This window comes from Saccharococcus thermophilus (assembly GCF_011761475.1).
Taxonomy (GTDB): Bacteria; Bacillota; Bacilli; order Bacillales; family Anoxybacillaceae; genus Saccharococcus; species Saccharococcus thermophilus.
Window position 1 is genome coordinate 2,289,893 of the sequence record NZ_JAASRS010000001.1, and the last position, 22,652, is coordinate 2,312,544.

At 45.1% G+C, this 22,652-nt stretch carries 24 protein-coding genes and 1 pseudogene; 11 read left to right on the forward strand and 14 right to left on the reverse strand.

The genetic code is table 11. From position 1 onward, the window contains the following. Positions 1-4 precede the first annotated feature (4 nt). The gene (locus tag BDD39_RS11865; RefSeq protein WP_166910909.1) at positions 5-778 is read left to right on the forward strand and encodes an ABC transporter ATP-binding protein; all 774 of its coding nucleotides are present in this window, start codon (positions 5-7) and stop codon (positions 776-778) included. Then, complete coding sequence (locus BDD39_RS11870; protein WP_166910912.1) at positions 762-1,571, forward strand: ABC transporter permease; 810 nt, start codon at positions 762-764, stop codon at positions 1,569-1,571. Before BDD39_RS11865 ends, BDD39_RS11870 begins: the two co-directional genes overlap by 17 nt. Here BDD39_RS11870 and ytkD read toward each other — a convergent pair. The 3 genes from ytkD to BDD39_RS11885 all read right to left on the reverse strand — a co-directional run bounded on the left by ytkD (position 1,568) and on the right by BDD39_RS11885 (position 2,939). Continuing rightward, positions 1,568-2,047 carry an RNA deprotection pyrophosphohydrolase gene (gene ytkD / locus BDD39_RS11875; RefSeq protein ID WP_166912395.1) on the reverse strand — a complete coding sequence of 160 codons (480 nt, stop codon included), beginning with the start codon at positions 2,045-2,047 and terminating at the stop codon, positions 1,568-1,570. The genes BDD39_RS11870 and ytkD overlap by 4 nt on opposite strands. 87 nt (positions 2,048-2,134) lie before the next feature. After that, positions 2,135-2,470, reverse strand: coding sequence for a hydrolase (locus BDD39_RS11880; protein WP_166910914.1), 336 nt, complete (start codon positions 2,468-2,470; stop codon positions 2,135-2,137). Positions 2,471-2,543: 73 nt separating this feature from the next. Further along, positions 2,544-2,939 (reverse strand): phage holin family protein, encoded by a 396-nt coding sequence (locus BDD39_RS11885; protein WP_166910916.1) that lies wholly within the window; start codon positions 2,937-2,939, stop codon positions 2,544-2,546. Positions 2,940-3,187: 248 nt separating this feature from the next. On the opposite strand from BDD39_RS11885, the gene BDD39_RS11890 reads away from it, so the two are divergent. Then, entirely contained in the window at positions 3,188-4,363 is a 1,176-nt protein-coding gene (locus BDD39_RS11890; protein WP_166910923.1) for an RNA-guided endonuclease InsQ/TnpB family protein, read from the forward strand. Between the two features lie 479 nt (positions 4,364-4,842). Beyond that, positions 4,843-4,980, forward strand: a complete 138-nt coding sequence (gene ytzI, locus BDD39_RS11895; RefSeq protein ID WP_166910925.1) for a YtzI protein — start codon at positions 4,843-4,845, stop codon at positions 4,978-4,980. 33 nt (positions 4,981-5,013) lie between these two features. On the opposite strand, the gene BDD39_RS11900 is transcribed toward ytzI, so the two are convergent. After that, positions 5,014-5,487 carry an S-ribosylhomocysteine lyase gene (locus tag BDD39_RS11900; RefSeq protein ID WP_166910927.1) on the reverse strand — a complete coding sequence of 158 codons (474 nt, stop codon included), beginning with the start codon at positions 5,485-5,487 and terminating at the stop codon, positions 5,014-5,016. A 160-nt stretch (positions 5,488-5,647) separates the two neighbouring features. On the opposite strand from BDD39_RS11900, the gene yidD reads away from it, so the two are divergent. Together yidD and BDD39_RS11910 are read left to right on the forward strand one after the other, a co-directional pair. Next, positions 5,648-5,884 (forward strand): membrane protein insertion efficiency factor YidD, encoded by a 237-nt coding sequence (gene yidD, locus BDD39_RS11905; protein ID WP_166910929.1) that lies wholly within the window; start codon positions 5,648-5,650, stop codon positions 5,882-5,884. Positions 5,885-6,318: 434 nt separating this feature from the next. Then, a complete protein-coding gene (locus tag BDD39_RS11910) occupies positions 6,319-7,263 on the forward strand; it encodes a metal ABC transporter substrate-binding protein (protein ID WP_166910932.1) in 945 nt (314 codons plus the stop codon). Here BDD39_RS11910 and BDD39_RS11915 read toward each other — a convergent pair. Then, a complete protein-coding gene (locus BDD39_RS11915) occupies positions 7,209-7,556 on the reverse strand; it encodes a hypothetical protein (protein ID WP_166910934.1) in 348 nt (115 codons plus the stop codon). The genes BDD39_RS11910 and BDD39_RS11915 overlap by 55 nt on opposite strands. Positions 7,557-7,607: 51 nt before the next feature. Continuing rightward, positions 7,608-7,897, reverse strand: a pseudogene (locus tag BDD39_RS11920) (DUF2325 domain-containing protein). Positions 7,898-8,071: 174 nt separating this feature from the next. Between BDD39_RS11920 and BDD39_RS11925 the strand changes: the two are divergent. Both BDD39_RS11925 and BDD39_RS11930 read left to right on the forward strand, forming a co-directional pair. Next, positions 8,072-8,233, forward strand: coding sequence for a DUF1540 domain-containing protein (locus BDD39_RS11925; protein ID WP_166910936.1), 162 nt, complete (start codon positions 8,072-8,074; stop codon positions 8,231-8,233). Between the two features lie 21 nt (positions 8,234-8,254). Further along, positions 8,255-8,521: a hypothetical protein gene (locus tag BDD39_RS11930; RefSeq protein WP_208404569.1), complete on the forward strand. Its 267-nt coding sequence runs from the start codon at positions 8,255-8,257 to the stop codon at positions 8,519-8,521. Positions 8,522-8,539: 18 nt separating this feature from the next. Here the strand turns inward: BDD39_RS11930 and BDD39_RS11935 are convergent, their stop codons facing one another. From BDD39_RS11935 to BDD39_RS11955, 5 genes are all read right to left on the reverse strand, one after another. After that, positions 8,540-10,015, reverse strand: a complete 1,476-nt coding sequence (locus BDD39_RS11935; RefSeq protein ID WP_166910938.1) for an o-succinylbenzoate--CoA ligase — start codon at positions 10,013-10,015, stop codon at positions 8,540-8,542. Positions 10,016-10,164: 149 nt separating this feature from the next. Then, positions 10,165-10,983: a 1,4-dihydroxy-2-naphthoyl-CoA synthase gene (gene menB / locus BDD39_RS11940; RefSeq protein WP_166910940.1), complete on the reverse strand. Its 819-nt coding sequence runs from the start codon at positions 10,981-10,983 to the stop codon at positions 10,165-10,167. Between the two features lies 1 nt (position 10,984). Next, entirely contained in the window at positions 10,985-11,794 is an 810-nt protein-coding gene (gene menH, locus BDD39_RS11945; protein ID WP_166910942.1) for a 2-succinyl-6-hydroxy-2,4-cyclohexadiene-1-carboxylate synthase, read from the reverse strand. After that, entirely contained in the window at positions 11,791-13,545 is a 1,755-nt protein-coding gene (gene menD / locus BDD39_RS11950; RefSeq protein WP_166910944.1) for a 2-succinyl-5-enolpyruvyl-6-hydroxy-3-cyclohexene-1-carboxylic-acid synthase, read from the reverse strand. The genes menH and menD overlap by 4 nt, the downstream gene beginning before the upstream one ends. Then, positions 13,538-14,917, reverse strand: coding sequence for an isochorismate synthase (locus BDD39_RS11955; protein WP_166910946.1), 1,380 nt, complete (start codon positions 14,915-14,917; stop codon positions 13,538-13,540). Before BDD39_RS11955 ends, menD begins: the two co-directional genes overlap by 8 nt. 168 nt (positions 14,918-15,085) lie before the next feature. On the opposite strand from BDD39_RS11955, the gene BDD39_RS11960 reads away from it, so the two are divergent. The 3 genes from BDD39_RS11960 to BDD39_RS11970 all read left to right on the forward strand — a co-directional run bounded on the left by BDD39_RS11960 (position 15,086) and on the right by BDD39_RS11970 (position 17,748). Further along, the gene (locus BDD39_RS11960; RefSeq protein ID WP_166910948.1) at positions 15,086-16,018 is read left to right on the forward strand and encodes a 1,4-dihydroxy-2-naphthoate polyprenyltransferase; all 933 of its coding nucleotides are present in this window, start codon (positions 15,086-15,088) and stop codon (positions 16,016-16,018) included. Positions 16,019-16,104: 86 nt separating this feature from the next. Beyond that, entirely contained in the window at positions 16,105-16,869 is a 765-nt protein-coding gene (locus BDD39_RS11965; protein ID WP_166910951.1) for a yteA family sporulation protein, read from the forward strand. A gap of 84 nt (positions 16,870-16,953) precedes the next feature. Then, positions 16,954-17,748 carry a TIGR00266 family protein gene (locus BDD39_RS11970; RefSeq protein ID WP_166910952.1) on the forward strand — a complete coding sequence of 265 codons (795 nt, stop codon included), beginning with the start codon at positions 16,954-16,956 and terminating at the stop codon, positions 17,746-17,748. Positions 17,749-17,781: 33 nt separating this feature from the next. Here the strand turns inward: BDD39_RS11970 and BDD39_RS11975 are convergent, their stop codons facing one another. Genes BDD39_RS11975 through glgD form a run of 3 tightly spaced genes read right to left on the reverse strand, consistent with a single transcriptional unit; the run spans position 17,782 to position 22,650 of the window. Beyond that, entirely contained in the window at positions 17,782-20,181 is a 2,400-nt protein-coding gene (locus BDD39_RS11975; RefSeq protein ID WP_166910954.1) for a glycogen/starch/alpha-glucan phosphorylase, read from the reverse strand. 4 nt (positions 20,182-20,185) lie between these two features. After that, positions 20,186-21,622, reverse strand: coding sequence for a glycogen synthase GlgA (gene glgA / locus BDD39_RS11980; RefSeq protein WP_166910956.1), 1,437 nt, complete (start codon positions 21,620-21,622; stop codon positions 20,186-20,188). Beyond that, the gene (gene glgD / locus BDD39_RS11985; RefSeq protein ID WP_166910958.1) at positions 21,619-22,650 is read right to left on the reverse strand and encodes a glucose-1-phosphate adenylyltransferase subunit GlgD; all 1,032 of its coding nucleotides are present in this window, start codon (positions 22,648-22,650) and stop codon (positions 21,619-21,621) included. The genes glgA and glgD overlap by 4 nt, the downstream gene beginning before the upstream one ends. Between the last annotated feature and the right edge of the window lie 2 nt (positions 22,651-22,652).

A 22,652-nucleotide genomic window follows, 5' to 3' on the forward strand; every position in this document is an offset into this window, starting at 1 on the left:
AAGGATGAGCTTTTTAGTCGTCGACCGCGTTTCCCACACTTATTTTACCGAAAAAACTGCCGTGACGGCCCTTGAAAATATCTCGCTGACCGTAGAGAAAGGAGAGTTTGTCTCCTTTCTCGGCCCTAGCGGCTGTGGCAAAACGACGCTCCTTTCGATTATCGCCGCTTTAATTGAGCCAACAGAGGGATCGGTGTTTGTCGAAGGAGAAAAATTAGATCGCGTCCGTCCAACCGCAGGGTATATGCTACAGCAAGATTATTTGTTTCCTTGGAAAACCATCGAAGAAAATATTTTGCTCGGTTTAAAAATCATGGGGACATTAACGGAAGAAACAAAAAAGCGAGCCCTTGATTTGCTTGCCTACATCGGTTTAAAAGGAGTCGAATCGTATTACCCTAACCAGCTGTCTGGCGGCATGCGCCAGCGGGTCGCACTCGTGCGCACGTTGGCGACAGATCCAAAAATGCTCTTGTTAGATGAGCCGTTTTCCGCCCTTGACCAGCAAACGAAATTAAAACTGGAAGAGTTGGTATGGAAAACATTAAAAGAGTATGGAAAGACAGCGGTGCTTGTCACTCATGATATCGGGGAAGCCATTGCGATGAGCGACCGTATTTTTCTGTTCTCGGCAAAGCCGGGACGCATTATGCACACATTTATGGTTCCCGATGAATTGCGGAGCTTATCGCCATTTGACGTCCGTCAACATCCCGCCTTTTCCGTGCTATTCCAATCCATTTGGAAGGAGCTGGAGGAACTTGAAACAAACCAATGAGCGCATCCAGTCTCTTCATCAGCAATACATCGCTTCACTGAAAAAAGAAAAACGAGTCATTCGCCTGTTTCAAATCGTGATCTTTATCGCCTTTTTCCTCTTATGGGAGACAGCCAGCCGCTTTCATTGGGTCGATCCGTTATTGTTTAGCTCCCCATCGGCGATTTGGAACCTATTTGTAGAAAAACTCGGCGACAACTCGCTTTTGACCCATACGTTCGTTACACTGTTTGAAACCATATTGGGATTTATTATCGGCACGGTAGCCGGAGCATTGTTAGGCGCCCTGCTCTGGTGGTTTCCACGCCTATCAAAAACGCTCGATCCGTATTTAGTCGTCTTTAATGCAATGCCAAAAGTGGCGCTCGGTCCTATTCTCATCGTCGCACTCGGTCCCGGATTTACTTCTATCATTGCGATGGGTGTGATTATCTCTGTCATCATCACCACGATTGTTGTTTACTCTTCCTTCCAGGAAGTCGATGCGAACTACTTGAAAGTATTACAAACATTCGGCGCCACCCGCTATCAATGCTTCAAAGAAGCGGTGCTGCCATCCTCGTTCCCGACGATTATTTCGACGCTAAAAGTCAATGTCGGCCTGTCTTGGGTCGGCGTCATTACCGGCGAATTTCTCGTTTCCAAGCAAGGGCTCGGCTATTTGATTATTTACGGATTCCAAGTGTTCAACTTTACATTGGTGTTAATGAGTTTGCTTGTCATTGCCATATTGTCAACCGTAATGTATCAGGTCGTCACCATCATCGAAAAAAAATTGATGAAACATCGTTAGAGACGTTCATGGCACGATAAGGAACGTCTCTTTATTTCTTCTAATGCCCGCGGAAGCACCTCATCTTTCATCATAAAACTAAACCGCTCATCCGTACGGATGTTTTCCGGCAGTGCCGGAAGCAGTACCGGGCCGTTTGTTTCTAAATAGGAAGACTGCTTCACCATCGCGGCGATTTCCGCAAAATAAATGTTTTTTACCATATCCGGTTCGACTTTATATTGGCCGATATAAGTGAGCGAACGAATCAGTCCCCCTGTTTCTTCCTTCACTTCCCGAATCGCCGCTTGTTCCGGCGTTTCCCCACTTTCTACTTTCCCGCCCGGGAATTCTAATCCGCGTCTCGGATGGTCCGTTAAAAGCCATTGTCCATGGTAGCGGCAAATAATCCATACGTGGCCCGGATGCACAGAAAACGGATGATCCGTAAACGACAGCCGCACTCGATTACCATAATAGTCATAAAACGTATACATAATTTCCAACCCCGCTCCTGCTTGTCTCTCTTTTTCATTATACGACAAAATATTCATCAAAAAAGCCGCCAATACGAATGGCGACTTTTATGAATCAAGCTTCTCTTCTGGAATGATGCCAAGCGAACGGATATGTGCTTTCGCTTCTTCATTCCCAAGCTTGTAAATCAGCTGATAAATTTTCATTAATGTCCTGTCATAGGCATCATTCTCACGGTCATAATGGTATTGCACATATGGAACGTGGGCGCGAAAAAACGCTTGCAAGTCTGTAGAATAGTTTTGATCGAAATACTCCCGCAATTGAATAATTTCATCATCTGTCGCTTCAATTTGAAAATCCCATGGGGAAGCGGTTTTTACTTGCGAGATTTCTCCCGATGCAAGGGACACATAATACGTCTTTTTTTGCTGCTCCGCCACAGTCGTCATCTCCTTATGATCTTTCCTTTATTGTTTAGTGTGGATGAAGGCAAAAAAAATTATGCTCGAAAAATCACTTTACTTCGTCTTTGAGCAATTCAATCGCCTTTCGCAAAACCGTGGGAATCGGAACCCCCGCACGCCCGGTGTTTTCCACAATGGAAATAAATTCATTCGCAATATAGAAAAAAATGATGATATTACGAATAAAATGATTGCCCCAGCCAATGGCAATATCTAATAAATGCGAAACAGCGACTAAAACAAAAATAAGCAGCTTGCGGACAATGCCGCGGAAGCCGACTTGACTGGATAGCTTTCCCACCATCGCACTTGCAATGATTCCTGTTATATAATCTCCGACGACCAAACAAAGCAAAATAATGATCAATGAGTCCATTCCTCCGATAAGAAACGAAACAACGGAGCCAGCTAACGAAAATCCCAGCATCGACGCGTACTTGTGCATGCTCCCCCCTCCTTACGAATAGTACTACTATCGTATGCGTAAAGAGGGAAAGAGGTATAGACAAAATCATTCCTTCATCAGCGAAGGGGCGGTCGGTCAGTGTCTATTTTTAACATTTTTCCCGAGAAATCTCCCTTCCTCTAAACGGAGGGAAAGAGGGAGATGAATCGGGAAGTTTTTGATTCTCAAAAACGAACATATGTGCTATAATCAAACTATCCTATCAGGTAAGGAAAGAAGGGATTCTCATGCTTCGTGGCCAAAAAGTATTCTTCCGGGCATCGAAAGCGGATTTGGACCGATTGTATGCCTGCAATCGGGAATCCGCCCGTGTTTGGAATGAATGTCTTCGATTGGCGAAGGAACATTTTCTCCAATACGGCCGTTGGATTACCAAAAGCGAACTGCAAAAACAAACGAAAAGAAAGTTCCATCTTCACAGCCAATCGATTCAAGCTGTCTGCCACAAATACCTCTTCGCAAGACAATCTTCTCACCACGCGATTCAGCAAGGATATCCTGCTCGCTACCCTTACAAGAAAAAGAAGTACTTCCCAACGAAATGGGCGAAAGACGGTTTCAAAGTGTATGAAAACGGAAAAATTGAACTCTCCATGGGCATTCATCACGGAAAACGGGAAAAGCCGATCGTCGTGTATGCGTCGCATCTGCCAAAAGGAACGATCAAAGAAATCGAATGCTGCTTTGATCATGGTCTCTATCTTGCGGTGACGTATGAAGATGGACAAAAGGCAACAGCGTACAAACCGAACTTCTCCGTCGGAGTCGATCTTGGAGAAGTACACACCATCGGTGCGTTTTGCGAAACCGGGCAAGCCCTCCTCATCACGGGAAGAAAAATACGCTCCCTTCACCGGCTGCGGAATAAAAAACTGGCGGAGATCCAGCGGCGCCAATCGAAATGTCAAAAAGGATCACGCCGGTGGAAAAAGTATGAGCGGGCGAAACAATATGTGTTATTGAAATCCGAAAGACAGCTGCGGGATGCGTTGCATAAAACGACCAAACAGTTTGTGGACTGGTGTTTGAAGCAGTCCGCCTCCGATGTGTATATCGGAAACGTCGAAGGAGTGCAGCGCAACAAGAGAAAGAAAAAACGTACGAGCCGCAAACAAGCGCAAAGACTCTCGAATTGGTCATTCGGGAAAGTGAAGCAGTATCTCTCTTATAAGCTGGCCCACCATGGCATTCGCTTGCATGAAATCGAGGAGTCGTATACAAGCCAAACATGTCCTGTCTGCCAAAAGAGAAAAAAAGTGTCTTCCCGCCTGTTTGTGTGCCGGTGTGGGTATGAGGAGCATCGTGACGTTCACGGCGCGAGAAATATCTTAAGCAAGGCGCTGCATGGTACCTTTGTTCATTGGGACGTACAAACGAAGCTGACGTATCTACGGATTGCGTAAGCAAGAAGTAGTAGAAGGGTTGGACCGCCCCATCGGTGTGGTGCCGATGTTGCTTACTGGACCCATCAAGAAGGCTTCCGATGCCAAGCATCGAGTGGAAGGAGACCACCTTCTTCTGCGCAGAAGCTTCTTTGATGGAGATGGTAAGAAACTCCCACCTCTCAATGAAGTGTAGGTGGGAGAGGTTCATTGTAAAGAACGCTCCAGTTGGCAATTTGTTTGTTTACAATGTCCGTTAATTACTTCTATGGATATATCTATTAGACAATGACGAAACATTTATAATCGAACTATATTGTTTCCTATTACCTAATGTACATTACCCACTAATTCATTTCTCATGCTGTAAACGACATCACCAAACCGTTTCATTCCCACATTCGAAAAATTTATGTCATTTGTTCATCCATTCGTGCAAAGTGCCATCTCATCATGCGATGATCATGTGTTACAATAGAAAGAAAAAAGGTGAATTAGCGATGTATGTTACTTTAGCAGTATCATTGATCATTGCTGCGATCATTCTTGCTTTGACGGTGATTACCACATTAAAAGCATACCAATACAAGCATACGGTCGACCCGCCTCCTGAAGACAATCATTCGCAAAATAAGTAAGGCTATCATCGATATGATGATAGCCTTTCCACTTTATCCAAATACTTTCTTTAACTCTTCCTTATCTTGCTCCAGCCAGAAGCGCATGAGCCGCTTTGCCCCTTCTAGGTCATGCAGCTTCGCTTGCCCGCATTGCCGCTCTGTCGCCGCTGGGACTTCCGTTGCGTTTAGCGCATCTTTCATCGTTTCCTCAAGCAAATCAATGATTTCATCCACCGTCGGAGATCCGCTCACAACAAGATAAAATCCTGTTTGGCAGCCCATCGGCGAAATATCGATGATATCAAAGTGATCGTACTTTTCTGCATGTTTACGCATCGTATAAGCAAGCAAATGTTCGAGTGTATGAATCGCAGCTGGCTGCATCGCCTGCTTATTTGGTTGGCAAAAACGAATATCGAATTTATTGACGACACCATCGCTTCCGACTTTATGAATGCCACAATGTCTCACATACGGCGCTTTTACCGCACAGTGATCCAACTCAAAGCTTTCCACTGAAGGCATGTATATCACTCCTACTCTGTTTTCTCTTTTCATCATACACCGAAATCCGATTTTTTTCATCCTTTTTGTATAGATTGTCACCAAACACTATGATACGGCATTTATTCCTTATTTATGATACATTATGAATAGAATCATTTATTCGTTAGGTGTGTGGCAAATGGCAAAAAAATTATTGATTTGGTTAATCCGTTTTTATCAAATTTTTATTTCTCCGTTAAAACCACCGACATGCCGATTTTATCCAACATGCTCGCAATATGGTTTAGAAGCGGTGAAACGGTTTGGCGCCATCAAAGGCGGCTGGCTGACGATCAAGCGAATTTTAAAATGTCATCCATTCCACCCCGGCGGATTTGATCCTGTTCCAGAAAAGCCGGAAAACAGGAAGTCGTAAACAACAATTATAGACATAGCATGAAATCTTTGCCTTTCGTGGCGCTCCCTTTCGCCGTCATACGAGAACAAGGAAAAACATTACATAACATTTATTCTTCCTGATCCGTTTTTTCGTTTGATTCCACCAAAAAACTATTTTGAATGCACAAACTGAATTTGAGCTGTTCATGAACGCCCTGTCTCCTATTTCCATTATCCCCCAAAAACAGAAGTCCCACTGCTTAAAAATTTTTAAAAAAGGTCAACATAGCAGTTGCTGTTTGGTCCATTTTCTTGTATGATTACCTATATAAAATCGTAATGATTACGATTATCTACGCATCCACTTCTTTGACATCATGATCATATTTTAGTTCCCAAATCGTAATGATTACGATATAATAACAATGGCTTCATTGCCCTACATCAATTTTAGTAAGGAAGGGAATTGTTATGAAAATAAAATCACTTCTTTTGTCGCTACTGCTTGTTATCTCTGGCCTTTTATATGGTTGCAGCGGAGAAACGCAGGAGCAGCAAGGCAAAAAAGAAAAAGACGTTTTAACAATTTATACGACCGTTTATCCGCTTCAAGACTTTACAGAAAAAATTGGCGGAAAATATGTACATGTACAAAGCATTTATCCTCCAGGTGTCGAAGCGCATACATTTGAACCCACAACCAAAACGATGAAGCAATTGGCCGATGCTGACGCGTTTATTTATATTGGACAAGGGATGGAAAGCTTCGCCGATAAAATAAAAGAAACATTGAAGGATGAACCGGTTCATTTTCTCGCTGCTACGAAAGGGATCGACTTGCTAGCTTCCACTCATAAAGAGCACGACGATGAGCACGAACATGGAAATCACGGCGATAAAGACCCACACGTCTGGCTTGACCCGATCCGCTCCATCACCATAGCAGAAAATATCCGTGATCTGCTCATTGAACTAAAACCAGAAAAGAAAGAAATATTTATGAAAAACTTTGAAACATTGAAAGCAAAATTAGAAAATCTTGACCGGCAATTCCGAACGGTCGTTAATCAATCTCCAAAAAAAGAAATTCTTGTTTCTCACGCCGCCTATGGTTATTGGGAAAACCGCTATGGAATTAAGCAACTTAGTGTTTCTGGGCTTTCGCCGACAAACGAACCTTCGCAAAAAGAACTAGCTGAATTGATTAAAACAGCAAAACAGCATCATATTAAATATGTCATTTTTGAACAAAACATCACATCCAAAATGACGGAAATCGTCAAAAATGAAATCGGAGCCGATGCCCTTCGCTTAAATAACTTAGAAACGCTAACAAATCAAAACATAAAAGAAAAGAAAGATTATTTTGCCTTAATGGAAGAAAATATTGCTGTACTCAAAAAAGCGTTGCGATAAAGAAAGGATAGCGCTCTTCCCAAAGCGCTATCCTTTTGTTTCGCTATTGTAATCAAAAGAAAAAGAGACTGTGTCACTTCTTCGCGTGAAATACAAAATTGCAGTAAATGATCGGCGATTTTCGCCAAAATCATATAACTATGACCCGGTGACTCAATAACTGAGCGGAAAGCAATAAGCGGCAGGAATGGAGCCATTTTAGCATATAGAGAGAGGAACGCAATGCTGGGAGCAGCAAGGTAATATTCCCACATCACGCGTTGCGAATAAACCTCTCTGCGGCTTGTTGCCACGTCGCCATTGCTTCACGGTGAACGATCGCTTTCATCGTTGTTGCATTCCTTTCATTTTCTTTTCTCTAGTTGTTGAACAACGGAATAAATCGAGCTCCACGAACGTTTGACAAAATAAATCGGTTTTTCTTTGTTTTTCGCTTTTTCCTTTATCTTCTTGGCCAAATTATGATTTATGTAATCCGTCATAACAAACACGATATCGACATGTTCGGGAATGTCGCGTTTTACCATATTCACTTTTCTGCCGTCAAGATGGATGATTTCTGAAATCCGAAGTTCATCAGTTTATCGGAAATGTTTCCTAAATGGTCCGCACCTACTACTAATAACGATGCCATCGTTTTCCCCCTATCTTCCTTTTCTTGCTTTTATTCTAATTGATAATAATTTTCTATATCAATTACAATGATAAATATTTTCAATAAAACTGTCGATTGTTTCCTTCATAACTTTTTCGCAAACCGGCAAACTAAAGGTGTAGTTTATTTTCTTACTAACGGGGAGGAATAGAGATGGCAAAAGATGTTCTTTGTGAAGTAAAAAACTGTAGTTATTGGGCTCAAGGAAACCGATGCAGTGCGGAATCGATTTATGTCGTCAGCCATACGGGGAAAATGGCGTCTGATTCCAAGGAAACAGACTGTAAAACATTTACCCCTGCGGACAACGCATAACCAATTGGATGCGCTGTCTTTTTGGCTTTTTTAACTGCCAAAAAGGTGGCGCTTACATATTTATTGGAAGAGAGGCGACGTATTGTGGTGAAAAGAGACAGCTTAATTAAAGCATTTAAAGAAGAAGTAAAACGGACAAATTCAATGACATTTCCAACCTGCGTCGACTCATTTACAAATTTATGGCAATACGAATTTGATTCTTTGGAAGATTTGCCGCCGGAAGTGGAAAAACTGATCGCCTATCGCGCAATTGAATTAGGTTTAATGGACGAAGACGGATTTTAACAACGGGGCTTGTCCTTATCAAGCCCCGTTGTTATCGTTAGGGATGAGCGATTTTAACTGACGGCGCAACAATTTCTGCGACGCGTTACGCGGAAGCTGGTCGACAAAATAAATTTGTTTTGGAACTTTATACTTGGCCAAACGTTCCTGGCAAAACTGTTTTAACTGTTCGGCAGTGATGGAATAACCGCTTTTTTGTTTGACAAACGCACATGGCACTTGTCCCCATGTTTCATCGTCAATTCCGGTTACTCCCGCTTCTTCCACGGCCTCATGGGAAAGAAGCACCGCTTCGACTTCCGCTGGATACACATTCTCCCCACCGGAAATAATCAAATCGGAGCGGCGGTCTAATACGTATAGAAACCCGTCTTCATCGACATATCCGATATCTCCGGTGTAAAACCAGCCGTCCCGAATCGCTTCTTTTGTTGCCTCTTCCCGATGCAAATATCCTTTCGTCACATTTGGCCCCTTTACGACAATTTCCCCCGCCTCATACGGACGGGCCGTTTGCCCATCTTTTTCAATGCGAAGCTGCGCGGGAAAAAGTGGTTTTCCTGCGGAGCCAAGTTTCGTTAAACTATATTCCGGCGCCAATGTGACAATTTGCGATGCCGTTTCCGTCATGCCGTACGTCTGATAAACGGGAATCGCCTTTTCTTTGCATGCCTCTAGCAGCGGCTTTGGCGCCGGCCCGCCGCCGAGCAGCATGCAGCGAAACGTTTCTGGATACCGCCTTTCGCCAAGATCGGCAAGCATTCTTTGCAGCATCGCTGCGACGACGGACATGATCGTCACTTTCCCGCCCATGATTAAATCATTTGCTTTTCGCGCATCAAAGGAAGGCATCACATACATGCCCATCCCATATATGACGCTTCTCATCATAATCGACAAACCGCTAATATGAAACAGTGGAACAGCGGCAAGCCAGCAATCATTTTCATGCAACCCTAAATTTAAGGCTGAGCCGATGGCGCTCCACCAATGATTGCCGTACGTTTGCAATACTCCTTTTGGCTTTCCCGTCGTTCCTGACGTATACATAATGGTGGCGACATCATCGAAATGATAATGCGATTGAAATTTCACGTCTGTCTCCGGCAATGCCGACAATTCTTTTATTGTAACCACGCGAATGTCTGCCTCAACAAGGCCTGCCAGTTCCTCGTCGGCAATCACGCATACGGCACCGCTATCGTTTAATTGCCACGCAAGTTCGTGGGGAGTTAAACGTATATTTTGCAATAGCGCGATGGCACCGATATAATGGAGCGCATGAATCGTTTCCACCATCGCGATGCTGTTTTTCATCAGCACCGCGATGATATCCCCTTGGCGCACCCCTATGCTTGCCAATTGCCGCGCCCGTTTTACTACAGATTCGTGAAGTTCGGCAAACGTCTTTTTCTGTCGCCCATCATTGACAGCAAGGCGCTGTGGCGTTAAAAAAGCTCGTTGCATCAACCAGTTTGGTACGGCTGTTTGCATGATGGCACTCTCCTTCTTTCCATAAAGAAACAGCTTGATGGAATACATCAAGCTGTTTTGGCAAAACTTGCCTTCCGCTTTTCTTATTGTCTAGCTCCAGGCGCCTTCCACTTTTCTCGTTGTCTAGCTTCAGGCGCCCTCCGCTTTTCTTACGGAAAACGCGGAAATTGTTGGAAGTTTGGTTTGCGTTTTTCTTTAAACGCATCTCGTCCTTCTTTGGCTTCATCGGTTGTATAGAACAATAATGTCGCGTCACCGGCCAGTTGCTGAATGCCGGCTAAACCATCAGAATCGGCGTTAAACGCTGCTTTTAAGAAGCGGATCGCCGTCGGGCTTTTTTCTAAAATTTCTTGCGCCCACTTGACGGTTTCTTCTTCCAATTGCTCGAGCGGCACTACTTTATTGACGAGCCCCATTTCCAGCGCTTCCTGAGCCGTATATTGGCGGCATAAATACCAAATTTCACGCGCTTTTTTATGGCCGACAATCCGCGCTAAATAGCCAGCGCCATATCCGCCGTCAAAGCTTCCTACTTTTGGACCAGTTTGTCCAAAAATCGCGTTGTCTGCCGCAATCGTTAAATCACATACGACATGCAACACATGGCCGCCGCCGATTGCATACCCTGCCACCATCGCGATGACTGGTTTTGGAATCACGCGAATCAACCGTTGCAAATCCAATACATTTAAGCGTGGAATATGATCGTCGCCGACATAGCCGCCGTGGCCGCGAACCTTTTGGTCCCCGCCGGAACAAAACGCTTTTCCGCCTGCTCCCGTTAAAATAATGACACCGATTTTGGAGTCATCGCGTGCATACGAAAAGGCGTCGATCATTTCCGCAACTGTTTTTGGACGGAACGCGTTATGTACTTCCGGACGATTAATGGTGATTTTGGCAATGCCGTTATACGTTTCATAGATAATATCCTCGTACTCGCGTTCCTTCACCCATTCGATAGCCATTTTACTCTCCTCCTCTAATGAACTCACTTACTATTTTAGCAAAAATCTCCCGTTGTTCCACATGAATTGCATGCCCCGCTTGGGGAACGTTGACCAGTTCGCAATCCGGGAGGTGTTCTTTCATTTCTTCGGCAATTCGACAAAACTTTTCATCCCACTCTCCGCATACCAGTAACGTCGGCATGTTCACTTCTGACAACCGATTCCACCATGAAGGCTGTCTTCCTGTCCCCATTCCGCGCAGGCTATTAGCTAGTCCGGTTTGATTATTTTTTAACCGTTCCTTACGTATTTCCTCCTGTACGCTAGATGGCAGACGCTTTTGCGACGCAAACAGGGGCAGCTTTTCCCATTTTTCCACAAATGCTGCAACCCCATATTGTTCGATCTCCCGTGCGAGCGCCTCGTCGTTTTCTCGCCGCTGCCATCTTTCCTGCTCCGTCTTTAAACCAGGGGAACTGCTCTCGAGTACCAACTTGCGAACACGGTGAGGGTAAAGGATCGCAAACGTTAATGCAAGCCGTCCTCCCATCGAATACCCTAACACATGGGCGTCCTCTACATGAAGATGACGTAATAGTTCATCCAGATCCGCGGCTGCTTGCTCGATCTCATACCGCTCTGAGTCATGCGGCGAATCGGTAAGACCATGGCCGATAAGATCGACAAGAATCAAACGAAATTCCTGCCAATATGGGAGAAACGGTTTCCACGTCTCCATGCTCCCAGTAAATCCATGCAAGAGCAAAAGCGGATCGCCATTCCCATATTGTTCGACATGATAGGAAACACCATTCACCAAAATGTTCATGCCATTCTCCTTTTTCCGAGAAATTCTGCTATTTCCTGGGAAACCCTTTCCCACAAAAAGCGATGGGTTTTTACATTTGTCTCCCTGGATGTACATACCTCAATCACATGAAGGCCATCCGTTGTAAGCGAATGGGCAACATGATGGCGAAATTCGTCCCATGTTTTGCTGTTTTGGTAATTCCCTTCGTACATGTGAACAGCGTGCTCAAATTGTAAATCGGTTGGCGTGCCAAACAGCATTTCGAAATGTTTTTTATGGTTTGCTTGCGGCAAGAACGAGAAAATCCCGCCGCCATTATTATTGAGAACGATAATCGTCGCATGCAATCCATGCATTTTTGCTGCCAACAATCCGTTTAAGTCATGATAAAAAGAAAGATCGCCGATGACAAGCACGAGCGGTTCGGCAACGGCGCTGACCCCTAGCGCGCTCGACACGACACCATCAATCCCGTTGGCGCCGCGATTCGCCAAAATGCGGATCTGCTTGTCTGTCGTAAAGAAAAAGGTATCGGCATCGCGAATCGGCATACTGTTGCCGACAAATAAAGTAGCACCGCTTGGCAGCAGCTGCGAAAGTTCGGTAAACACTTTTCCTTCAAACAATTCGCTTTCCTCTGGTTTCTCTAAGAGAACGGATTTCGCAATATCGTTGACCGCTTTCCAAGTTGCGGACCATTCGCTTTTTGCCGATTTTCGCTCCGCCATTTCGATGAGTTGGCGGCAAAATTCCACTTCATCACAGTGAACCATATATGATGCCATCAATGTTGGTTCCCGCCATCCTCCGCCGCCATCTACTACAATTTGACGGATGGATGGGTATCGTTTCAATAGCAGAAATAACGGTTTGGAAACTGGCATGGCGCCAAAACGAATCACGACATCCGGCACGAATGCAGCAGCCGTCTTTTCATCTTTTAATATCGCATCATAGCAATCAATAATATACTCTTTGGAATGAGGTCCGCTGCGCAGCTGGGAAAGCGGGTCCGCTAAAATCGGATAGTCCAGCATTTCTGCTAACTCGGTAACCGCCCCGGCAAATTCTGGATAGTCCATTGGCCCGCAGACGATTAATCCTTTTTCGACGGAAGCAAATTGGTCATATAATTCTTCCAGCTGTTGTCTATCGACCGTTACTTTTCCGGCAATAACCTTTGTATAAGATGGCTCTTTCGCTTCGATTTGCTGCCATGTTTCCTTCTGGATCGCCGGCATAAGCGGCTCACGAAGAGGAAAGTTCAGATGAACAGGCCCCGCCGGAGCGCTCATCGCTATACCTGCCGCCCTTGCCGCCACCGTCCGTGCATAGCGAAGCATCTCTGAGGTTCTTTCCGGAAGAGCCATTTCGACAAACCATTTTGCGTACTTTCCATATATGTTTAATTGATCGATAGCCTGCGGCGCGCCAACATCGCGCAATTCGTGCGGACGGTCCGCCGTAATGACGATAAGCGGGATCCTTGAGTAATACGCTTCCACTAGAGCTGGAAAATAGTTAGCAACCGCCGTTCCTGACGTACAAAGAAGGGCGACCGGATGCCGTTTTGCTTTCGCCATCCCAAGGGCAAAAAAGGCGGCAGAACGTTCATCTAAGTTCATATGTATGCGCATTTCCGGATGCTCTGCCATCACGATCGCCAGCGGGGTCGAGCGTGATCCCGGACTGACGACAACGTCTTGTATTCCTGTTTTTGCTAACTCATCGACAAACGCGGCAATATATAAGGTTAGTGACTCATTCATCTTGCCCCACTCCCAGCGCTGATAACATCGGTGTAAATTTCACTTTCGTTTCCTCATATTCACTGATTGGATCGGAATCACCGACGATACCGCAACCAGCAAAAATCGATACGTCTTGTCCTTGCAGCAATCCTGAACGAATAGCGACGGCAAATTCTCCGTTCCCTTTCGTATCCATCCAGCCGATTGGAGCGGCATACCATCCTCTGTCTAATGGCTCCACCTTGCGGATTTCTTTGACTGCCGCTTCCCGAGGGGTTCCACCTAACGCAGGGGTTGGATGCATTTTCTCAACCAGCGATAAAATAGAGGAAACGCGGCAATGCTCCCCAACAACCGGCGTATATAAGTGTTGAATGTTCGGCAATTTTAACAGTTGTGGAGAAGGCGGCATGTCAACGCGCTCGCAAACCGCTTCCATCGCTTCTTTAATCATTTGGACAACAAATCGATGTTCGTGAAGGTTTTTTCCATCACGCAACAGCCATTCTCCAAACTGTTCGTCTTCCTGAACAGTTTTTCCGCGGCGGATCGATCCCGCTAAACAAGTAGAGTAACATGCGTCGCCTTCCTTTTTCACCAATTGCTCCGGAGAAGCGCCAATAAAGCATTGCCCTTCTTGTTCAAACGCAAACAGATAGCTAAACGGCTGCTGCTCACGCAGTTGCCCAAGCACTGCACTTGCCTCCACCCAATCCGCAAACGATAAACGCGCCTCCCGCGCCAGCACCACTTTATCGAACTTCCCGACGCGAATCTTGGCGATCGTTTGTTTCACCGCATTGAGCCATTGTTCCGTTTGTATTTCTTCATATTTCATCAAAGAAGGCAAAGAATGGAGCGGCGCCCGCTCTTCATGCAACAAATGAAACAACATTTCTATTTTTTCCATGGTTTCCGCACTCTGTCCGGAACGCACCGTCACGGTTAACGTTGCTTTTCCACCCTTGCTCGTTAAAAGAACGGCTGGCACGACCATTTTCGCATGCGGAAAAGCACGCCATTTTTCCGTGCGCGGTTTGTACGGATCAAACGAAAAGCCTCCAAATAGGATAGGAACCGTTTCTGTTTTATTGGAATAAAATGCTGTTTGTCCAATCCATTGTTTCCATTTCGTTTCAACCGTATGAAACCGATCTTCTTTTTCCTCTGTTTCAATTACATACGTGCAGCCAAGTCCAACGTAAACGGTCTCATTGGTGCGATCGGCCCAAAAAAACCGCTCACGAAAAGAGCATATTGGTCCTAATGAAAAAAAATAAACCGGATCTACATTGTTCCATTCCTCTGTCCAACTAATAAACGGCCGTTTTTCTTTTTTTTCGATGAGATGCAATTGTTCGCGAATTTTATGCTGGTATAAAATTGCCACTGTAATCCCGCTTTCTTCACTAAGTTTATTGCTTATCTCCTATTTCCCATTATATATAATAGGAAATAATTTATCTATTCGAAAGGGGTTGACACGCTATAAACGTTTTCCTACACTTATTGTGAACGTTTATTGAACGTTATTTTATCCGATATGAGGGGTATGATTATGCAACCATCATTGCAAACAGATCGCTGTTCATCGGTTCGCCGCCACGATTGGCGAGTTTGGTGGAGGCTTACCCGTCCACATACATTGACTGCTGGATTTGTGCCTGTTTGTATCGGCACTGTATTGGCGCTTCATGAAACAACCATTCGCATCTCTTTATTTATCGCCATGCTGGTCGCTTCTTTGTTGATTCAGGCGGCCACCAATATGTTCAATGAATATTATGACTACAAGCGCGGGCTCGATTCCCCAGAATCGGTAGGAATTGGCGGGGCGATTGTCCGTGAAGGAATGCATCCAAAAACCGTTTTATATTTAGCCATTGCTTTATTTGCTGTCTCGACGCTCATCGGTGTCTATATCTGTATGAATAGCAGCTGGTGGCTTGCATTGATCGGCTCCATCTGTATGGCAGCGGGATATTTCTATACAGGCGGTCCGGTGCCGATTGCATATACTCCGTTTGGCGAACTTGCAGCCGGATTTTTCATGGGGCTGTTAATTATTCTTATTTCCTTTTTCATTCAAACGGGAGAAGTAACAAAAACGGCGATTCTCATTGCTATTCCAATTGCTATTTTAGTCGGTGCGATTTTGCTGGCCAATAACATTCGCGACCTTGATGGGGATAAAGAAAAAGGAAGAAAAACGCTGGCAATTTTAGTCGGACGTGATAATGCGATCCGCATTCTTGCCGGTAAGTTTGCCATTTCGTTTATTTGGATGGCAGTGCTCGCTTTTTCCCATATTGTTTCTTTTTGGACGCTGCTTGTCTTTTTGAGTATCCCAAAAGCAGTAGCTGCAGCGAAAGGATTTATCGGAAAAACGAAGCCAATTGAAATGATGCCAGCAATGAAAGCAACGGCACAAACGAATACACAATTCGGGTTTCTGTTGGCCATTGGTCTGCTGATCAACCACTGGCTGTAACACGGTTGGAAATAAGCCGTGTTTTTTTTTATTTTTGGTTCATACTACAAGGTAAACGGTTTATTTTTAGGAAGGAGTTAATCATGATGTTAACCAATGAACAACTAGCCGCCTTCCGCAAAGAACTGCTTCAAGCAAAGCAAGAAATTCAAGAACGGCTGCAAAATAACGATCATTTTGGCAAACGACGAAGCCATGCCCACGATGCGGTTGGTGAACTTGCAAGCTATGACAACCACCCTGCAGACGATGCAACCGAGCTGTATGAACGGGAAAAAGATATCGCGCTGAATGAACATACGGAACGGGAACTAAAAGAGATTGAGCGCGCACTTGAGGCGATGGACAACGGCACATACGGCATTTGTGAAGTTTGCGGAAAGCCGATTCCTTATGAGCGGCTGCAAGCGATTCCAACTACAACCTTCTGCAAAGAGCATAGCCCTGACCAAACCGTTTCGCAAAAACGGCCGCTCGAGGAAGGCGTGTTGATGCCTCCGTTTGGAAAGTTTGATTTGGATGGCCGCCATGAATCGGTGGCATATGACGCAGAAGATGCCTGGCAGGAAGTGGCGCGCTACGGCACCTCTGATACCCCCTCCGATTTAGGAAAAAACGTTGATTATTATGGCGAAGCATATGCCGAATCAGAGGAAAATGTTGGATATGTCGAAGATTTGGAAAATTTTGCGGCAGTCGACTTATACGGAAAAAATGTCAAAGTATATCCAACGAAAGAACATGAGCAACTTGAAAATATTTTAGATGATGAAGGAATCATGTCCAATATTGGTGATTTGCCAGCCTATGAAAAAGACCCTTATACAGAAAAAGAAGACCATCACCGTTGATGGTCTTTTTTTTGAAACGGAAAGGAATCCCGGTCCGTATAAAGAAGTATATAGTGTAGAAATGATGAGATGGAGGAGAAAAACATGAACGCGCATGAAATTGACTACAAATTATACGGCGATGACATGCAATTTGTAGAAATTGAACTAGATCCACAGGAAAGCGTCATCGCCGAAGCAGGCGGAATGATGATGATGGAAGACGGAATCACGATGGAGACGGTATTTGGAGATGGATCTGATTCCGGAAAAGGGTTTTTGAACAAATTGGTTGGTGCGGGGAAACGATTATTGACAGGAGAAAGTTTATTTATGACGGTGTTTACGAACACCGGCTCTGGAAAACGCCGCGTTTCGTTTGCCGCCCCATACCCTGGAAAAATTATTCCGATGGACTTAAGCGAGCTTGGCGGCAAAGTGATTTGCCAAAAAGATGCCTTTCTTTGCGCAGCCAAAGGCGTTTCGGTCGGCATCGATTTTCAGCGCAAACTTGGCACCGGCTTTTTCGGCGGTGAAGGATTTATTATGCAAAAACTCGAAGGGGACGGGCTCGCCTTTTTGCATGCCGGCGGAACCATTTACAAGCGCGAGCTGCAGCCTGGCGAGAAATTGCGCATTGACACCGGTTGCCTTGTAGCGATGACAAAAGAAGTTGATTACGATATCGAATATGTCGGCAAAATTAAAACCGCCTTTTTTGGCGGCGAAGGTTTGTTTTTCGCGACATTGACTGGGCCAGGAACCGTCTGGGTGCAGTCGCTTCCGTTCAGCCGGCTTGCTGACCGAATTATCGCCGCCGCGCCAAGCGCGGGGGGCCGTTCTGTTGGAGAAGGCAGCATCCTCGGAAGCATTGGCGACTGGTTGGATGGTGATGATTAAGATGAAGAGAGAGGGCAAAACCTCTCTCTTTTTTTATCGGACTGGATGAATGTCCCATATTTCATTCGCATACTCCTGAACGGTCCGATCGCTTGCAAAATAACCGGAATGGGCGATATTGATTGCGCTCATTTTCAGCCACCGTTCCCGCTCTTGATACACTTGTTCTACTTTTTCCTGCGCCTCGACATAAGCGGCGAAATCGCGTAAAACAAAATATTCATCGTTCTGTGCTAAAAGCGAATCGTAAATCGGCTCGAAATGGTCATGGGCATCTTGGAAAAACCCACTGATGAGCTGATCGACGACTTGTTTAGTCCGCTTGTCATGATGGTAATATTCATGGGAGCGATAGCCTCCGTTTTCATAGTAGCTTAGCACTTCATCCGCCGTAAGTCCAAACAGAAACATATTTTCTGCGCCAACCGCTTCCAAAATCTCGACGTTGGCGCCGTCTAGCGTGCCAAGCGTAATCGCTCCATTCATCATAAACTTCATATTGCCAGTGCCGGACGCTTCTTTGCTGGCGGTGGAAATTTGTTCGCTTACATCCGCCGCGGGGAAAATTTCTTCCGCTAGTGAAACACGATAATTTTCCAAAAAAATAACTTTCAACTGTTCGTTTGTCTGTTTGTCCTTATTAACCTTTTCAGCGACGGAGTGGATCAGCTTAATAATGCGCTTCGCATAATAATATCCTGGCGAAGCTTTGGCTCCGAAAATAAAAGTGCGCGGGTAAATGGAAAAGCTCGCATCTTCTTTCAACCGGTTATACAAATACATGATGTGAAGAACATTTAACAACTGCCGCTTATAAGCATGGAGACGCTTCACTTGCACATCAAAAATCGATGATTCATCCACAGCAATCCCCATCTTTTCATCAATGCGCTTCGCTAATTTTGCTTTTCGCTGCAGTTTGACTTTCGCAAGCGTCTGCTGAAAAGCGGGATCGGAAGCATACGGTTTCAACTCGATCAGCGCCTGTGGCTCTTTCATCCATCGATCGCCAATGGCATCGGTAATTAATGCAGAAAGCTCAGGATTTGCCTTTAGCAACCAGCGGCGATGGGTCACTCCGTTTGTTTTGTTATTAAATTTTTGCGGTTCGAATTCGTAAAACAGCCTCATTTCCCGTTTTTTTAAAATCTCTGTATGCAGTTTGGCAACGCCGTTAACACTATGGCTGCCGACAATCGCCAAATGCGCCATTTTGACAAGTCCGTGAGCGATAATCGCCATTTCTTCAATTCGTTTCCAGTCGCCAGGATAATGATTCCAAAGGTCGCGGCAAAATCGTTCGTTAATCTCCTCGACAATCATGTAAATGCGCGGCAATAGCGGCTGAAAAATGTGAATCGGCCATTTTTCCAGCGCCTCGGATAGCGTCGTATGGTTTGTATACGAAATCGTGTTCGTTGTAATATGCCAAGCGTCTTCCCAGCTCATTCCTTCTTCATCTAATAAAATCCTCATCAACTCAGGAATCGCCAAAACCGGATGCGTATCGTTGACATGAATGGCGACATATTTATGCAGTTCACGCAGATGCCCGTGCTGGCGGCGATGAGCGCGGACAATGCTGCCAATGCTGGCGGCGACGAGAAAATATTGTTGTTTTAGCCGCAAAATCTTCCCTTCTTCATGGGTATCATCGGGATATAAGAACTCAGAGATCGCCTCCGTTTCCCGTTTATATTGCATCACATCTTTATGGATCGGAAATGTTTTCGCAGGCTCCGCGCTCCAAAGCCGCAAGGTATTGACCGTTTTTGTATGGTAGCCGATGATCGGCATATCATAAGGAACGGCCATGACTTTTTCGCTGTCAACATGGCGGAACGTCAGCCTGCCGTTTTGTTGCGATATTTCCACTTTACCCCAAAAGTTCACTTCTACTGCCAATTCTTCCTTGCGGATCTCCCAAACATTTCCATGGCGCAACCATTGTTCCGGGAGTTCTACTTGATATCCGTCGACAATTTTTTGGTCAAACAATCCATGCTTATAACGAATCCCGCAGCCATGTCCGGGCAAATCGAGCGAAGCAAGCGAATCTAAAAAACAGGCAGCAAGGCGGCCGAGCCCGCCATTGCCTAGCCCTGCATCCGCCTCGCTTTCTTCGATATCCTCTAGGGAAATTCCTAAATCGCGCAACCCTTCTTCGACGACGTCACGAATTCCGAGATTCAACAAGTTGCTGCCAAGAAGCCGCCCTAATAAAAATTCAATCGACAAATAATAAACTTGTTTCTGCTTGCGTTCGCGATTTCGCTCGTTCGTTTGAATCCAGTTTTGGCTGATATATTCGCGGACCATGTTCCCCAGCGTGTTGTATTGATCGCGCAATGTTGACTCTTCAAACCGTTTGCCGCACAACGTCTCCAGCCGTTTTAAAAACGTTTTTTTAAACTCGTCTTTATTCGAGAACATGGTTTTACCTCCTGTTTACTAAATCCGCATATACTTCGTTGTACTTAGCCGCCGATTGTGCCCAGCTATAATCGCGGCTCATCGCCTCCTTCATCAGTTTTTCCCATATTGGCTTATCGTTATAAAACGAAAGCGCGCGGCGAATCGTATATAACATATCGTGGGCGTTAAAGTTCGTAAAACTAAATCCGTTTCCTTCTCCCGTCACCTCATTGTACGATTGCACCGTATCGTTTAATCCTCCTGTTTCCCGCACGATCGGGATTGTTCCATAGCGGAGCGCAATAAGCTGGCTGAGGCCGCATGGTTCGAATAGGGAAGGCATTAAAAACAGATCAGCCCCCGCGTAAATTTGATGAGCCAACGGTTCGTTAAACCCAATATATGCTTTTACTTTATCGGGGTACACTGCTGCCATTTGAGAGAAAAACTGTTCAAAATGCCAATCCCCTGTCCCAAGCAAAATAAATTGAACGTCCTCGGCCATTATTTCATGAAAAACGCACTTTACTAAATCGAGCCCTTTTTGCGCTGTCAGCCTAGTGACCATCGCAATGATCGGAATGTCTTCCTGCATGGGCAAGCCAAAATATTGCTGTAGCGCGCGTTTGTTGAATCGTTTTTTCGAAATCGTCTGTATGTCATATTTTCTTGCAATAAAGGGGTCGGTTTGCGGGTTATATATTTCCTCATCAATGCCGTTTAAAATTCCGATAAAATCACGCTGCCGCGCTCGCAACAGCCCATCAAGCCGCTCCCCATAATATTCGGTCTGAATTTCTTCCCTATATGTAGGACTGACTGTCGTAATGACATCGGCAGAAACAAGCGCTCCTTTCATAAAGCTGACATTCCCGTAAAATTCCAAGTGTTCGATGGTAAAATAACGGTCGCTTAAATTTAATAGATCCCCTAAAATTTCACGTGGAAAAATGCCTTGAAACTGCAAATTATGAATCGTAAACACCGTGCGGATTGGTGCATAAAAGGGATCTTGCCGATATTCTTCCCGCAATAAAAACGGGATCATCCCCGTATGCCAGTCATGGCAATGAATAATGTCGGGACGGAACGGAATTATAGGGAGAGCGTCTAAAACCGCGCGGCAGAAATAAGAAAACCGCTCCCCATCGTCATAATGGCCGTATAACTGATGGCGCTTAAAGTAGTATTCATTATCGATAAAATAGTAAACAATCCCTTCATGCTCCAGCATTTCGATTCCGCAATACTGCCGACGCCACCCGACTCTGACGACCATCTCGGCAATTTTTTTCATCGCTTTTTTAAATTCTGTCGGAATGGTTTCATATTTAGGCATGATGACACCAACATCCGTCCCCAATTTGCGCAATTGTTTCGGCAACGCTCCCGCGACATCCGCCAGCCCCCCCGATTTGGCAAATGGGACGCATTCCGATACAACAAATAGCACCTTCACTGATTCATCAGCTCTCCTTGTACGGTTCCTTTGCGAATCACAAACGGATGCCGATCTGTTCCTCGTAAAGAAACTCCGTTTTCAATTTTTGCATCTTTATCCACAATGACTGAATCAAGGTAACATTGCTCGCCAATTTGACTTTTTTGCATAATGATGCTGTTTTTGATCACTGCACCCTTTCCAATTTTAACCGAACGGAAAATAATGCTGTTTTCTACATGTCCTTCAACAATGCAGCCGTTGGCAACGAACGAATTTTTTACAACCGCTTTTTCCGTATATTTCGTCGGCGGCTCATCTTTCACTTTCGTATAAATTGGCCGCTCAGGAAGAAATAACTGCCGCCAAATATCCCTATTTAGCAATTCCATACTATGCCGAAAATAGCTCTCCACCGAATCGATGACAGCTGCATATCCGTTATGTTCATAAGTGCAAATTTTGTAAGAATGGCGATAATCGCGTACAACATCAACAATGCTGCAATATCCCGTCTGCTTATAATTAGCAATTAAATCAAGCAGCAATGACGTTTCTAACACGTACATCTCCAGCGAACGCCCTTGATAACGGATTTCGGTAATATCGCATTCGTTCGCAATATGACGCTCAAGCACCGCTTCATAATCGATATTGCAAACGGTATGGCTATTGCAAATAACCGCGTATTTTTGCCTGCTGCGCAAAAAATAGTCGATATGTTGTTCAAAATGGGCAAACGCCCCGACATGATGGGTTGAAATGGACAAATCGGGAGATGGAAAGAAAAATAATCCGTCACGTTTGCGGTTTAAATCCCAGTTTTTTCCCGAATTTAGATGATCCATTAACGAACGGTATTGATATTTTGGAAAAATGGCCACACTTTCGATCCCGGAGTTCACCATGCTCGACAATACAAAATCAATCAATCGGTACCTCCCCGCAAACGGCACCGCCGCTACAGAACGATGCAGCGCCAGCGGCTGAAGCGGCTCGATATACGTCGTTGCATCAATAACTCCCAGCATCCATTCGTTATTCATAG

Excerpts from the sequence above, each read along its gene's own strand:
- ytzI (WP_166910925.1), top strand. The coding sequence starts at position 4,843 with ATGTATGTTACTTTAGCAGTATCATTGATCATTGCTGCGATCATTCTT.
- menD (WP_166910944.1), bottom strand. The coding sequence starts at position 13,545 with ATGAATGAGTCACTAACCTTATATATTGCCGCGTTTGTCGATGAGTTA.
- BDD39_RS11960 (WP_166910948.1), top strand. The coding sequence starts at position 15,086 with ATGCAACCATCATTGCAAACAGATCGCTGTTCATCGGTTCGCCGCCAC.
- BDD39_RS11925 (WP_166910936.1), top strand. The coding sequence starts at position 8,072 with ATGGCAAAAGATGTTCTTTGTGAAGTAAAAAACTGTAGTTATTGGGCT.
- BDD39_RS11935 (WP_166910938.1), bottom strand. The coding sequence starts at position 10,015 with ATGCAAACAGCCGTACCAAACTGGTTGATGCAACGAGCTTTTTTAACG.
- BDD39_RS11890 (WP_166910923.1), top strand. The coding sequence starts at position 3,188 with ATGCTTCGTGGCCAAAAAGTATTCTTCCGGGCATCGAAAGCGGATTTG.
- BDD39_RS11910 (WP_166910932.1), top strand. The coding sequence starts at position 6,319 with ATGAAAATAAAATCACTTCTTTTGTCGCTACTGCTTGTTATCTCTGGC.
- BDD39_RS11865 (WP_166910909.1), top strand. The coding sequence starts at position 5 with ATGAGCTTTTTAGTCGTCGACCGCGTTTCCCACACTTATTTTACCGAA.
- BDD39_RS11900 (WP_166910927.1), bottom strand. The coding sequence starts at position 5,487 with ATGCCTTCAGTGGAAAGCTTTGAGTTGGATCACTGTGCGGTAAAAGCG.
- BDD39_RS11965 (WP_166910951.1), top strand. The coding sequence starts at position 16,105 with ATGTTAACCAATGAACAACTAGCCGCCTTCCGCAAAGAACTGCTTCAA.
- ytkD (WP_166912395.1), bottom strand. The coding sequence starts at position 2,047 with ATGTATACGTTTTATGACTATTATGGTAATCGAGTGCGGCTGTCGTTT.
- menH (WP_166910942.1), bottom strand. The coding sequence starts at position 11,794 with ATGAACATTTTGGTGAATGGTGTTTCCTATCATGTCGAACAATATGGG.
- menB (WP_166910940.1), bottom strand. The coding sequence starts at position 10,983 with ATGGCTATCGAATGGGTGAAGGAACGCGAGTACGAGGATATTATCTAT.
- yidD (WP_166910929.1), top strand. The coding sequence starts at position 5,648 with ATGGCAAAAAAATTATTGATTTGGTTAATCCGTTTTTATCAAATTTTT.
- BDD39_RS11975 (WP_166910954.1), bottom strand. The coding sequence starts at position 20,181 with ATGTTCTCGAATAAAGACGAGTTTAAAAAAACGTTTTTAAAACGGCTG.
- glgD (WP_166910958.1), bottom strand. The coding sequence starts at position 22,650 with ATGAATAACGAATGGATGCTGGGAGTTATTGATGCAACGACGTATATC.
- BDD39_RS11970 (WP_166910952.1), top strand. The coding sequence starts at position 16,954 with ATGAACGCGCATGAAATTGACTACAAATTATACGGCGATGACATGCAA.
- BDD39_RS11885 (WP_166910916.1), bottom strand. The coding sequence starts at position 2,939 with ATGCACAAGTACGCGTCGATGCTGGGATTTTCGTTAGCTGGCTCCGTT.